Source organism: Geosporobacter subterraneus DSM 17957, assembly GCF_900142145.1.
Lineage (GTDB): Bacteria > Bacillota > Clostridia > Peptostreptococcales > Thermotaleaceae > Geosporobacter > Geosporobacter subterraneus.
The window spans coordinates 38,812-51,959 of the sequence record NZ_FQZV01000031.1 but is presented as its reverse complement, the minus strand read 5'-3'; the positions used below and the strand labels follow the sequence as shown (position 1 = coordinate 51,959).

The window sequence follows — 13,148 nt, the reverse complement described above, 5'->3', positions numbered from 1 at the left end:
AAATGCAGATCGATACCATCCGCTTAAAGTTGATCAAGATTGCATCAAAGATAATCCGATCAGCAAGATATATTACATTCAAACTTTGTAGCAGCTGCCCATATAAAGAGGAATTCTACGAAACCTTTGAAAACATAAGGCGACTCCCAAAGTTTGAATAGCAAAAACAGTGAACCTTGGCAATTTCAAAACGGCAAAAACAACCCAAAAACAACTATTACGGGATAAGTCTACCCTTTTTTAGGAACTTTTTCCTTTATATAGATTTTTAAAACTGATAAAACTCAATTTTGAGGGTCTAAATTCATTTTTTAGATCTTCATGAATAATTCAGGTTAAATGTTATCCATTTTAAAAGGAGGATTTATTATGCAACATCAATTACCCAAATTAACTTATGCTTATGACGCCCTGGAGCCGCATATTGATCAGCTGACTATGGAGATTCACTATTCACGGCATCACGCCACCTATGTTAACAACCTAAACAATGCATTAGAAAACCATAAAGAGTTGCAGGAGCTCTCCCCTGAGGAACTGCTTAAATCCATAGATAAGGTACCGGAGTCAATCTACTGGGCTGTGCGGAATAACGGCGGAGGTCATTACAATCATACACTCTTTTGGTCCCTGCTAAGCCCCAATGGCGGCGGCCGCCCTGTGGGAGAACTGGCAGAAAAGATTGATAAAACCTTCGGCAGCTTCGAACAATTCCAGGATGCTTTTAATAAAGCGGCAATCTCACGCTTTGGTAGCGGCTGGGCATGGCTGGTGCTGCAACCTGATGGAGCTTTATCCGTAGTTTCCACTGCAAATCAGGATAATCCTATTTCTGAGGGACTAAAACCCATCCTGGGACTGGATGTATGGGAGCATGCCTATTACTTAAGATACATGAATAAGCGTCCTGACTACGTAAACGCTTGGTGGAATGTGGTAGACTGGACAGCAGCAGAACAGCGCTATCAGCAGTTAAAAGGGTAAAACCCGTATATGTGAGTCTCCGATTTCCGGGCTGTAATCATCTAAACTAAATAGGCTGTAGGAAAATATCTCCTACAGCCTATTTTATTGGGAAGACAAAGCAATATAAATAGGATTTGTAATTGCTGTCAGTGAATCTTCTTCATCATCAGTAATTTTTTGATGCAGCTCAATACGATACCAGCCCGCATCATGAATGGATTTCTCAATATATAGATTTATTTTTTCTCCAGGAGGACAGGGGTACCTTTTAATAATATATCCATCCTTGATAAGTCTTAATTCCAGTGCATCTTCCTGATGCACTACCCCTATATGGAACTCCAGTGTCTGGCTTTTTGAGAAGACAATCGCATCCCCCATCATATAGATTTTTCCTTCGTACAGGGCTTCAAATTTCAGCTTAGGCCCTGTGGTCATATACACTCTTCCTCTTTTGATACCTTGGAGCAGTGCCTCTTGGGATAAGTTCTCACAAAAAATATAGTTTAGCAGCTTTCCTAGTTTTTTTCCATGCTGGTCAAAGCTGTGAAGATCACTGCCCGCCACCGCAGTCAATCGGTAACCTTTATTAAGCAGATCATTCCATAAGCTTCTGGCCATTTCATTGGTTCTGGTGTTTTTCAGCAGCCAGGGTGCATTCCATATTTCTATGGCATCTACTTGCCCATAATCTACGTCCTGAAAATTCCAGCTCACCTGCCCATTATGGTTGAGGCTGCGGGGATGATTAATGCAAAAGATACCGCCTTTATTACGGGTATCCTTTATAATATCCTGCATGGTTCGATTGCGATAACCTACACGCCAGTCGATCCAATCATCAATTCCAAGGGCATTGGCATGTCCTCCGGGAGTAGTTACTTCGACCCCTGGGATTAGCAATATGTCCTTGTATCTTTTATAATATTGCCATCCGCTAATGGTATTGTGATCGGTAATAGCAATAAAATCCAGCTGCTGTTCCCTTGCTTCTTTAACAATCTCTTTTACCGATTCTTTTCCATCACTCTCTTCGGAATGTATATGAAGGTCTCCCTTATACCACTTTTTCTCATTATATAAAACATGCTTCTTTTGGGTTGGTTTTTTAATGGCAAACCGGTTAATAATATCATTGTCATAATATACCTCGATGTTGAGATGGTATTTGCAAATTGCAAAGACCTCCATGCTGTCTATTTCAGCGATCCATCGTCCTTTAGGAATGTTTCCGAATATTGCCCCCGGAGATGCATAGGTAGGTGCAACCACTATTTCAATCTCATTTCTTTTGTCATTAGCCGTATATTTCCCAATCCCTCTAAATCTTCTGTAGTCATAAAGCTGCAGATAGAGCATATTCTTAGGTTCTTTATTATATTGTAAATGAACATAAATCTTTGTGGCACCTTCTTTGACTTCAAAGGGAAATTGAAAGTATTTTTTCCGGTCTCTTGTTGATAATACGCCCTGGAAATGATACACCACTGGACTTGATTCCGCTATATGGGCCAGGTCACTCATCTGCAACATCCCTTCACTATGTCATCATTTGCAGGTTTTTCCTGAAATGCGCCATTCTTTATTATTTCTTTTCCTATTATATGAAAGGAATATTAACAGACCATTAACCTTATATAAAATTTCTGTTAATTTTGTTAAGTGTTATGAAAACTCTGCCATCCATCAAAGATCTATTCTCCTCTATAGATCTGTGATTAAGAAATTTAACATTCAGCGAAACGGCACAGAGGCCGTTCCCTACGTAAACCTCAATAGAGATGTAGAGATCCACGCCTTCGAAGGCCACTGGAAAACTCCTGGTTTGTGTCATTCTGAATGAAACGAAGTGAAATGAAGAATTTCTGAAGTGGCTTAAATCCTAAGATTCTTCGCTGCGCTCAGAATGACAATCCTGTGGATACAACTTATTATTTGACTTTTTCAGTGGCCTCCGCCTTCGTCGTTCCGAGTATAAATTAGGATTCTCAGTCATCTATATAGATAAACGCGTCTACAACAAGATGTTATTTTGTAGGGGCAGACCCGGGTGTCTGCCCGCTTTTTCGGGACGACACATAGGTCGTCCCCTACATTTATCTTTCATTTTACTGGCATAAATCTATATATGAATATTGCTTTTGTAAATATAAGATAATAAAGTTTATAACCTTTCATACTGATGCTGGAGGTGATTGCTGTGTTTCATTTATTTTCTTTTAGAGGCCGTTTAAGCAGGAGAGCATTTTTAAAGCTTTTCATTCCTGTTTATATCATGCAGAGCATAACAACAGGTTTTATTTTAAATCCGCCGGAAACCTACAGTATCGCCTTCATTCTTGTCCCATATCTCTTAACTACCCTATCAGGAATATCTCTGCTGGTTAGGCGGCTTCATGATATTGGCTACTCGGGCTTTCTTTTATTAATCCCTTTGTTTAATCTCTATTTGTTCTTATTAGCCCTCTTTAAAAGAGGAGATAGCGGAATCAACAAGTATGGAAGCGGCTCATAAGAAAAAGTAGATTTCATAAAAATATCGCTGTTCTCCTCTCCTATACCAATCCCTGTTTTTTATTGTCTTCAAATATTACGGAATACCCTAAGCCTTGAAATTACTTTTGTTGAAGCTCCAGCAAATTTATAATTTCCTTGACAATAAAAAATGGCCGGAAGGTTTTTAAACCGTCCGAACCATGATCTCACAGCAAAAACTTCATTTTTATATCTCTCTTCTTCCTTCCAACGCCTTAGACAGCGTTACTTCATCAGCATATTCCAGATCTCCCCCCACCGGTATTCCGTGAGCAATTCTGGTGGTTTTGATGCCCATGGGCTTGATCAGCTTGGAGATATACATAGAGGTAGCTTCACCTTCAATCGTTGGATTTGTAGCTAAGATCACTTCCTTAACAGACATATTCTGCAGTCGAAGGAGCAGTTCTTTAATGCGTATATCCTCCGGCCCAATGCCCTCCATAGGAGAAATCGCACCATGGAGCACATGGTATACCCCTTTAAATTCCCTTGTTTTCTCCATAGCTACAACATCCCGCGGATCTTCAACTACACAGATCATGCTCTTGTCCCGCTGTTCACTTCTGCAAAGGTTGCAGGGATCTATATCTGTGATGTTGCCGCAGTAAGAGCAGTATTTTGTTCTTTGCTTTGCTTCTACAATCGCCTCTGAAAGGCTTACAGCATCTTCTTCTCTCATACTTAGTACATAAAATGCCAGTCTCTGAGCAGATTTTCTTCCTATGCCAGGAAGCTTTGAAAATTCCTCGATTAATCTAGCTACCGGCGCCGCATAATAATTCATCGAATCTCCTCTTTTCAGCAAATGTTTCTCTATAATTTTAGGCGGACACAAGGCCCGCCTTTGTTTGTGCTTTATAAACTTTTTTAATACTAAAATAAGCCCGGCAGATTCATTCCGCCCGTAACCTTGCCCATTTCCTTCGCCATCATTTCTTCAGCCTTTCTCAAAGCCTCATTGGCAGCAGCTATGATCAAATCCTGGAGCATTTCGATATCATCAGGGTCCACAACCGCAGGCTGGATGCCAATATCTAGGATTTCTCTCTTTCCATTTACTTTTACCGTAACGGCTCCACCGCCGGCACTGGCTTCTACTTCTCTTTGTGCAATCTCTTCCTGAAGCCTTTCCATTTCCTTTTGCATCTTTTGTACCTGCTTCAGCATATTATTCATATTACCGGGCATTCCGGGGAATTTTCCTTTTGACAATTTTATCTCCTCCGTTTTACGAATTTCTTTTTCATACACTATTATACCATATATATTTTCCAAATATTGATATAATCATGATTATTCTTCTATGATTTCCACCAAGTCCTCTCCAAAGATCTCTATGATCTTTTGAACCTCCAGATCTTCTTCCGCTATGGATATTTCTCTGCTGGCCTCAGAAAGTTTTGGGGCTTCATCCTCCATGATACATTTGATTTGCACAGCTTCCCCCAACATCTCACCGATGACCCCTTCAATAAACTCCTTGTTGGGGCTGTTTCCCGCAGCCTCCTTATGAAATCCAAAGCCATCTTTAAATAGGATCAGCAATGTACTCTTCTCTACAGCAGCAGGTTTTCCTTCCATCAATACTGCATGGGCGGATATTTTCCTTTTTTTAATTTCCTTCAAAATATCGGGCCAAAGCTTTTCAATTTTCTCGAAGGAAAGTGCTTTGCTGGAAACAGCCGGCGGCGTTGTCAGCTGTCTTTCCTCTATCTTTTCCTTTGGTGATTCTACCGGTTTTTTCTGTTCTTCTGCATCTATTTCTATTTCCCCTCTTGCAAACCCCTGCTGAAGCTTTTTCTCCACAGCGGCAATCCGCTCCAGCAATCCGTCTACCGATGGATCAAGCATGGGCTGACATAGCTTTAATACTGCAACTTCCAGCAGTATCCTCGGCTGACTGGACCATTTAGCATTTACCTCCACCTCTGATAAAATATGAATGGCTCGAATAATGGCCTGGGTATCGGTTCTGTTTCCCTGTTCCTTCAGCCTTTCTATATTTTCCCGGGAAAGATTAATGATTCCCTCCAGATTTTGGGAAGCCTTTGTCATCAGCAGATTTCTATAATGTCCTATCAAATCCTTGATAAACTGCTGAATATCCTTTCCCGCACCAATAAGGGCTTCGATATTTTCCATAGCCGCTTTTGAATCTCCTGCTATTGCTGCATTGACAAGGCTAAAAATAAATTCATCGGTGACTGTCCCCAAAACGCCAATGACATCATCATAGGTGATCTGATCCACACAGTATGAGATACATTGATCCAGCAGGCTCAAGGCATCTCGCATAGCACCATCAGCATTGCGAGCAATTAGCCGGAGAGCAGTTTCTTCTGTATGAATATTCATTTCCCTACAGATATGACTTAGGCTTTTCACCATCTCGTCTTCCCTTATACGCTTAAAGTCAAAGCGCTGACATCTGGATAATATGGTGGCAGGAATCTTATGGGGTTCAGTGGTAGCCAAAATGAAAATTACAAAATGAGGCGGTTCTTCCAGGGTTTTTAACAAGGCATTGAAGGCCCCCGTCGAAAGCATGTGTACCTCGTCAATGATGTACACCTTATACTTTCCATTGGTAGGAGGGTATTTTACATTCTCTCTTAATTCACGGATGTCGTCTACGCCATTGTTAGAGGCAGCATCGATTTCAATGACGTCCATAACCGTTTCATGCTGAATACCGATACAAACATCACATTGATTGCAGGGATTTAGATCTATAGGATTAGAGCAATTGACAGCCCTGGCAAAGATCTTTGCCGTAGAGGTTTTACCCGTTCCCCGAGTGCCGCAAAACAGGTATGCATGGGCGATACTGTCATTTTTGATCTGGTTTTTCAAGGTTTGTGTGATATGCTCCTGCCCAATAACATCCTCAAAGGTTTTCGGTCGCCATTTTCGATATAAGGCAATATATGTCAAGGGGATCACCCTCTTTCCATTGGAATTATTGTTGACTGTATTTTAAGTCCAATTATTTACCATTATAACATATTAACATATATCTAGCTATTTTATACTTTCCAGGACAATAAAAAAGGCAGCTGCAAGGGGCCGCCTCGATTCTATTTCTACAGTATGTATAAATCCTAAGATATACTTTTATGAATTTCCACCATCGCCTCCACCACTTCCGGATGAAACTGACTGCCGCTGCAGTTTTTTAATTCTTCTAAGGCTTCCTCCATGGTCAGACTTCTTCGATAAGAACGCTGGGATGTCATGGCATCGAAGGCATCTACTACCCCGATGATCTCTGCATATAAAGGCAGTTGCTTTACTTCTATATCCTGTGGATATCCCTTTAGGTCATGACGTCTATGGTGCAGCAGGATGGCCTCCATGATTTTTGGAGAGAGACCGATGGGTTCTAAGATTTTTCTGCCTATGATCGGATGCTGTGTAATCTTACTGTACTCCTCTTCATCCAGCTTCCCCGGCTTCGTCAATATCAAATCACTAATGCCAATCTTTCCAATATCGTGGAGAATTCCCGCCACTTCAATCTCCTCAAGCTCTTGATCATTCATTCCTAAATGCTTGGCTACCTCCACTGCATACTGGGCCACCCGAAGGGAATGTCCCTGAGTATAGGTATCTTTAGCCTCAACAGCCACTGCCAATGCTCTGATGGTTTTAAAATAGGATTCTTTAAGATCCTCATAGAGCCTTGCCTTTTCTATGGCAACAGCAGCATGATTCGATAATGTATCCAGGATGTGAATGTTGCCTTGGTCTAGCCTATCTTCACTGCTAACGGTCATGACACCGATGACTTCTTCTTCTACTATAAGGGGGATGAAGGCCACATGCTTAATTCTATTCTTCTCCATGACTCCCTGGTTGTAAAGGGTCACGTGATCTTCTCCCAGGTCATTAAAAACTACCGTACGTTTTTCTTTAACGGCTTTTCCCATTCTGTCTCCATCAATATAGATTGCATCTCTATATACGAAGCTGCTTAGGGGGCCTTTGCACGCCTTTAAGATTAATTGTTTCTGGTTTTCCAATAATCTTATAGAACAAAGAGATACGCCTAGAGTTTCTATAACTTTGTCCACAATCTGATCTAATAATTCATCTATTTTCAAAGTAGTTTTCGAGGCCGTTAGTACACTGCTAATTTCATATAATGATGCAATTTCCTTGCTTGTTCTTCGTATCTCTTTTTCCAGCTTTCTCTTTTCTGTTACGTCACGCCCTAATCCTTGCACGCCAACCCATAAACCATTCTGATAAATCCGTTTCGTGTTGGTTTCCATCACCACCCGGCGCTGTCCGTCGGCTGCAAGCATCCAAAGTTCAAAATTCTCATAGTCATTTTGCTTTATGCCTTCGATGATATTTGCACAGACAGCATATTCATGTAATGGGCACAGAATATCTGATAGAGGTTTTCCTATCAGCAATTCCTTTTTATAGCCTAAAATTAATTCTACCTGGTCATTGATATAGCTGATATTTCCATTTGGGTCCATTACCCATACCAACTCGGAAATGTTTTCTATCAATAATCTATATTTTTCTTCGGAGTGATTTAACTGTTCTGCAGTTGCCTGGAGTTGTTCATAAGATGCCTCTAATTCTATGTTCATATCCTGCAGCTGTGAATTGTTCTCCATTAACTGCAGTGCCTGCTCCATCAGCATTTGATAGTTTTCATGAAGTTTTGCCCCCATCTGGTTAAAAGCAATCATTACTTCACCAACTTCATCTTTATAGGGCTTATGCTCTATGTATATATCATATTTTCCTGCGGAGATCTCCCGGGCAGCATTGCGCAAGATTTCCATAGGTTTGGAAATATGTTTTGAAACTGAATACCCCACAAAACCAATCCAAATCAGCAACAGGGCGGCCAATACAAAGAAAACGCTTAAGATCTTATAGGCAGAGGAACTGGAATAGTCAATCGTCCCATAAACGAAAAAACCCAGAAGCACAATAGGAATCAAAGTAGTAATCATGATGATTAAGGTCAGTTTTGCCGCATAGCTTCTCCCAATCAAGCGATGACCCCCCCTTCGAAAGCTGAAGATTATTTTTTATTATATCACATTTTGTAAAGTCGTGTCATATATGATATTTTGGGGCAAATAAAAAACATGTAGAAAAATCTACATGTTTCCTAAACATATATAGGGCCGTGCACCTATCGTTGACATGCTATTACTGACGTTACCTGAACAGTTAACTCAGACCAGGCTCCCCCACGGCACACGAGAGTGCTTACTTACCGTTGCTTCCTTCCGGACCTGGCGGGGTTCATAAGTTCCCGTTGCGCGGGACCCAGTCGTCCTCGCCACTTACTCAGGGCAGGCTCAACAACAGCAGGCCTCCGATAGGAATTCAATCCTGCTGCAGCGGGTTGCAGGTTACAGGGCACCGCTACCTCCCCATCTAGCACGGCAAAACTTATAAACAGTATAATGGCGGAGAGAGCGGGACTCGAACCCGCGGGGCCATACGGCCTTACACGCTTTCCAGGCGTGCCCCTTAGCCAACTCGGACACCTCTCCATAAATAAATTTTATCAGCTGGGCAATACGCAATGCCTTAACAGAATTTTATTATATCGAAAAACTTGTCTTCTGTCAATGAATCCTGTGAAATATTTTGCTGGCAATATTTTCAACATATCCTTTTAAGCAAAATACTCGGATCCCTATTTTATGCCTCTCCTGTCACACTCCTAGGTTTATCTGCATAAGCTATTATGACAAGGAAGTTTATGTGGGTTTACATAGCCATAGAGGAGGTGTCTAAAGAATGAGTGATACAGCTGTAGAAAAATCCGGGTTAGGATTCTTTGGAGGAGACAATATATTAATATGGATTTTAGTTTTTTTCGTGCTCTGCGGCGGCATAGGTCCATTCTGCAATATTTTCCATGGATTTGGAGATAATACCTTGCTGATCTTTATTGTCGTAATCCTACTTTGTTCTGGGGGATTCCCATTCCTAGGTCTATAGCAGCAGGATGTGCTAAAGAATCGGACTATTTCCGGTTCTTTTTACTTTTCCTCAAAGCACGTCTTTTCATTTTACTTTTTTTTTGCTGTACTGTCAATATATCTTTTCTATACGAACAAAAAGTGCTATACTATTATCTAATGACCCGATTGAGCGAAAAGGTTTTAACATTTCCCTTGATATATTCAATCACTAGGTTTATAATTGATAACGCAAGGAATAATATTAGTAAATATAAGGTTTTTTCAAAAATAGACCACAATGGAAGAAGGAGGAAAAGATGGAAATTAAGTCTATTAAAAAACTAAAGCTTTATGGCTTTAATAATCTTACAAAGACCTTAAGTTTCAACATGTATGACATTTGCTATGCAAAAACCGTTGAGGACCGTAAAGGTTATATAGAATATATTGATGAACAGTATAATGCAGAACGGCTTACAAACATCTTAACAAATGTAGCCAACATTATCGGCGCAAATATTCTTAATATCGCTAAGCAGGACTATGACCCTCAAGGAGCAAGTGTTACAATATTGGTTTCAGAAGGTCATGTAGATCCTACGGATACATCTGCTAACAACGAAGCTCCAGGCCCTCTTCCTGATGCTGTGGTTGCTCACTTGGACAAGAGTCATATCACCGTTCATACCTATCCCGAGTATCATCCTGATGAAGGAATCAGTACTTTTAGGGCAGATATCGATGTTTCTACCTGTGGACATATCTCCCCTTTGAAGGCATTAAATTATTTGATTCACAGCTTTGACTCCGACATCATGACTATAGACTATCGTGTAAGAGGTTTTACCCGAGATGTAAGCGGTAAAAAGTATTTTATCGATCATAAGATCAATTCTATTCAAAATTACATCGCAGGAGATACCCGTGATCGATACCATATGATTGACGTAAATGTATATCAGGAAAATATCTTCCATACAAAAATGCTATTGAAGGAATTTGACCTGGACAACTATTTATTTGGTATTACAAAAAAAGAACTTCTTCCCGGTGAGAAGAAAAAAATCAAGCAGCGTCTAAAGAAAGAAATGGCCGAGATCTTCTATGGCCGAAATATCCCTAAGGTATAAAATAAAAGCTTCCCTTTCTAAGAATCTAGAATTGGAAGCTTTTTTATTTAAATCCTTGATTATGTTGCGTGTAAACATCAGAAAATCTTTTCCCTGCCTCCCCTGCCCTGGCAGACTGCCTGCCAGGGCAAACTATTTAGTAGATTCTATCGCACAGAAGCGGCAATTCTTAACATTTCCTCCCGATCCAGATTTCCAGTTAATGTAAATTTAACTTCACTGCGATCCCAATGGATTTTTATTTCTCCGTTCACAAATTCAAAAATCATGTAATTGAATCCATGGATTCTCTTTTCCGAAACCTTTCCGTATTTCGGGTTAATATGAATACTGGCGGCATACTGACCGAACATCGGCTCCTGCAGCAATTCTATTTTCTTATCCCCAGTACCATAAGAGATTCTTGCTTTTATGGTCTTCCGCCCCAGGTTTGTAAGGATTACATTGTTTACAGTATATCCCTTTGGCATATACTCCGGTTCTTGTATTTTAAAATTGGCCACATCCCTGGCATCCTCCAGACTCATTTCCATATCTTCCAGCTGTACTTCCTCGGCTGCTATTAGAGATTGCCTCCTTACATGTCTTATCTCCCCCGGGGTCCTGTTATCCATTTGTACATTTATACTTTGATCGGTCACACTGGTAAAAATATTCATGGTTCGAAAATAGTTGGCATAGCCCTCGTGATTGATGGCAGCACCGGCAGCCACACCAATCAGCAGCAGGATCACCGCCGCTGCAATATTATTGTGTACAGAGGGTTTCTTTTTTTCTTTATGAATCCTTTTTTCAATATGCTTCCAGCTGTCCTCCATAGAGGGAACGTGGATCTCTTCCATGGCATCTGCCAAAGCGTTTTTGATCAGAACATCCATAATCTCTTCTCTATTCATGACTACCCTCCTTTTCCAACTGCATCCCTTGAAGGCTGTCCTTTAGAATATTTTTTGCCCGAAATAGCCTTGTTTTGACCGTACCGATATTTAAATTTAGTGCTTTACTAATCTCTTCATAAGATAAATCACAATAATAGTATAAATAAAGTACCTCACTATAATGATGCTTCAAGCCCTTAATTTGTTCCCGAATATAGGCCTGTACTTCTTTTTTTTCCAATATGTCTTCCGGAAGCTCAAAGCCAAATTTATGATTATCATAGCCCCAGGCCAATATTTGATCCTCGTCAGCCATGCAAATTTCTCTTTTGTTTTTATTATATCGGTCCTTTGCCAGATTACAGGCAATAGTACAGAGCCATGCTTCAAATTTTTCCGTATCCCGCAGCTGCTCTAATTTGCTAAATGCAATGACAAAAGTATCCTGTACGATGTCTTTGGCATCATCCTCGTTTTTTACGATAAAATAAGCAGTTTTGTATACCTTATTTCTATAGGTTTCGAATAAAACCCTATGCAGCGAGAGTGCCTCACTTTTTCTATCCTTTAACCCTGAAAATATCCCCACTGTTTCAACCCCTTTTTGATGGCAATTTCTATTTCTTCGTCAAGTCCTCTACGATTAAGCTTATCCCCCACTCTATCATACCTTATCTTTCAAAGGAATTCCATAAGTTTCCATAGTTTTATTCTGGAACTCTTCCCTCAATTTAGTTATCGTGTTGCCGGAGTAAGGGGGGTGCTCAGACTGTCTTGCAGTCGTCGAAGGGGAACTAGGTTCCCTTGGCGAAGCACCCCCTGTGTGCTTTTTTATACTTCTTTGTGAATATTTACATAGAATTGGGCAGCTTCTGGAAGAATAACTATAGTAAAGCCATTGTTTTCGAATTTCATTGTTGGGGCAGGTGTTTTTATTTGAACAAACTGGACTTCTACAGTGTAACTATTGAACTATTGGTAGGGTTTTTTTCACTGCTGCTGGTTACCAATATTTTAGGTAAACCTCAAATCAGCCAACTGACTCCCTTCCACTTTATATCGGCGCTGGTACTGGGAGAACTGTTGGGTAATGCTGTCTATGATAAGGAAATCAGTATCAAATATGTAGTTTACGCAATTGCTCTATGGGGAAGCCTCCTTTTTCTGGTGGAACTGCTCACGCAAAAAGTGAAGAGAACAAGGAATTTTTTTCAGGGCAGTCCTTCTGTTCTTATCCGCAGAGGCCAGATCGACTATCAGGAATTGAAAAAAAACCGAATGGATTTGAATGAGTTATTAAGTTTGATGCGTCAGAAGGATGTTTTTTCCCTGCGGGAAGTAGAGTATGCGGTTTTAGAACTCAACGGATCCTTAAGTATCTTAAAAAAATCTAACTACGACTTTATCAGTCGTCAAGATCTTCAGCTTCCTGAAAAACCTGTCTATTTACCCGGTGCTTTAATCATGGATGGGGAGATTATTCAGGATAATCTAGACAATTTCGGTCTCCCTGTCACATGGTTAGCGGAGCAGCTTCGCACCAAGGGTTATAAGGATGCACAAGATATTTTATACGCAGAATGGCAGCAAAATAAAGACCTTTTAATCATCCCCTATGAACAAAATTGACTCTCCTCAATTATTATTTTCACTAATTATAAAACTCCATAATTTCCTAGACAAGAACA

At 40.4% G+C, this 13,148-nt stretch carries 13 protein-coding genes, 1 tRNA gene and 1 other RNA gene; 6 read left to right on the top strand and 9 right to left on the bottom strand.

Going from position 1 to position 13,148, the window contains the following annotated elements; genetic code table 11:
* Both BUB56_RS12050 and BUB56_RS12045 read left to right on the top strand, forming a co-directional pair.
* A partial coding sequence (locus BUB56_RS12050) for a transposase (protein WP_190014463.1) occupies positions 1 to 161 on the top strand: 161 nt, incomplete at its 5' end.
* Between the two features lie 208 nt (positions 162 to 369).
* Positions 370 to 984: a superoxide dismutase gene (locus BUB56_RS12045; protein WP_110941564.1), complete on the top strand. Its 615-nt coding sequence runs from the start codon at positions 370 to 372 to the stop codon at positions 982 to 984.
* A gap of 84 nt (positions 985 to 1,068) precedes the next feature.
* Here BUB56_RS12045 and BUB56_RS12040 read toward each other — a convergent pair whose 3' ends face one another.
* Positions 1,069 to 2,490: a CehA/McbA family metallohydrolase gene (locus BUB56_RS12040; RefSeq protein ID WP_190014461.1), complete on the bottom strand. Its 1,422-nt coding sequence runs from the start codon at positions 2,488 to 2,490 to the stop codon at positions 1,069 to 1,071.
* 676 nt (positions 2,491 to 3,166) lie between these two features.
* On the opposite strand from BUB56_RS12040, the gene BUB56_RS12035 reads away from it, so the two are divergent.
* On the top strand, positions 3,167 to 3,481 hold the full coding sequence (locus BUB56_RS12035; protein WP_242946327.1) for a DUF805 domain-containing protein: 315 nt from the start codon (positions 3,167 to 3,169) through the stop codon (positions 3,479 to 3,481).
* A gap of 207 nt (positions 3,482 to 3,688) precedes the next feature.
* Here BUB56_RS12035 and recR read toward each other — a convergent pair whose 3' ends face one another.
* From recR to BUB56_RS12005, 6 genes are all read right to left on the bottom strand, one after another.
* On the bottom strand, positions 3,689 to 4,288 hold the full coding sequence (gene recR, locus BUB56_RS12030) for a recombination mediator RecR (RefSeq protein ID WP_110941561.1): 600 nt from the start codon (positions 4,286 to 4,288) through the stop codon (positions 3,689 to 3,691).
* 89 nt (positions 4,289 to 4,377) lie between these two features.
* Positions 4,378 to 4,692: a YbaB/EbfC family nucleoid-associated protein gene (locus BUB56_RS12025; protein WP_330392634.1), complete on the bottom strand. Its 315-nt coding sequence runs from the start codon at positions 4,690 to 4,692 to the stop codon at positions 4,378 to 4,380.
* 105 nt (positions 4,693 to 4,797) lie between these two features.
* Entirely contained in the window at positions 4,798 to 6,447 is a 1,650-nt protein-coding gene (dnaX, locus tag BUB56_RS12020; protein WP_242946326.1) for a DNA polymerase III subunit gamma/tau, read from the bottom strand.
* A gap of 158 nt (positions 6,448 to 6,605) precedes the next feature.
* A complete protein-coding gene (locus BUB56_RS12015; RefSeq protein WP_110941558.1) occupies positions 6,606 to 8,525 on the bottom strand; it encodes an HD domain-containing phosphohydrolase in 1,920 nt (639 codons plus the stop codon).
* Between the two features lie 135 nt (positions 8,526 to 8,660).
* An RNA gene (gene ffs, locus BUB56_RS12010) (signal recognition particle sRNA large type) lies at positions 8,661 to 8,925 on the bottom strand.
* Between the two features lie 21 nt (positions 8,926 to 8,946).
* A tRNA-Ser gene (locus tag BUB56_RS12005) sits at positions 8,947 to 9,035 on the bottom strand.
* A gap of 250 nt (positions 9,036 to 9,285) precedes the next feature.
* On the opposite strand from BUB56_RS12005, the gene BUB56_RS12000 reads away from it, so the two are divergent.
* Positions 9,286 to 9,489, top strand: a complete 204-nt coding sequence (locus BUB56_RS12000; RefSeq protein ID WP_110941557.1) for a hypothetical protein — start codon at positions 9,286 to 9,288, stop codon at positions 9,487 to 9,489.
* A gap of 280 nt (positions 9,490 to 9,769) precedes the next feature.
* A complete protein-coding gene (gene speD / locus BUB56_RS11995; protein WP_110941556.1) occupies positions 9,770 to 10,582 on the top strand; it encodes an adenosylmethionine decarboxylase in 813 nt (270 codons plus the stop codon).
* Between the two features lie 146 nt (positions 10,583 to 10,728).
* Here the strand turns inward: speD and BUB56_RS11990 are convergent, their stop codons facing one another.
* A complete protein-coding gene (locus tag BUB56_RS11990; protein WP_110941555.1) occupies positions 10,729 to 11,478 on the bottom strand; it encodes a DUF4367 domain-containing protein in 750 nt (249 codons plus the stop codon).
* A complete protein-coding gene (locus tag BUB56_RS11985) occupies positions 11,471 to 12,049 on the bottom strand; it encodes an RNA polymerase sigma factor (RefSeq protein ID WP_242946325.1) in 579 nt (192 codons plus the stop codon). The genes BUB56_RS11990 and BUB56_RS11985 overlap by 8 nt, the downstream gene beginning before the upstream one ends.
* Positions 12,050 to 12,396: 347 nt before the next feature.
* Here BUB56_RS11985 and BUB56_RS11980 point away from each other — a divergent pair, with 347 nt between their 5' ends.
* On the top strand, positions 12,397 to 13,089 hold the full coding sequence (locus tag BUB56_RS11980; protein ID WP_242946323.1) for a DUF421 domain-containing protein: 693 nt from the start codon (positions 12,397 to 12,399) through the stop codon (positions 13,087 to 13,089).
* The last annotated feature ends 59 nt before the right edge of the window (positions 13,090 to 13,148 follow it).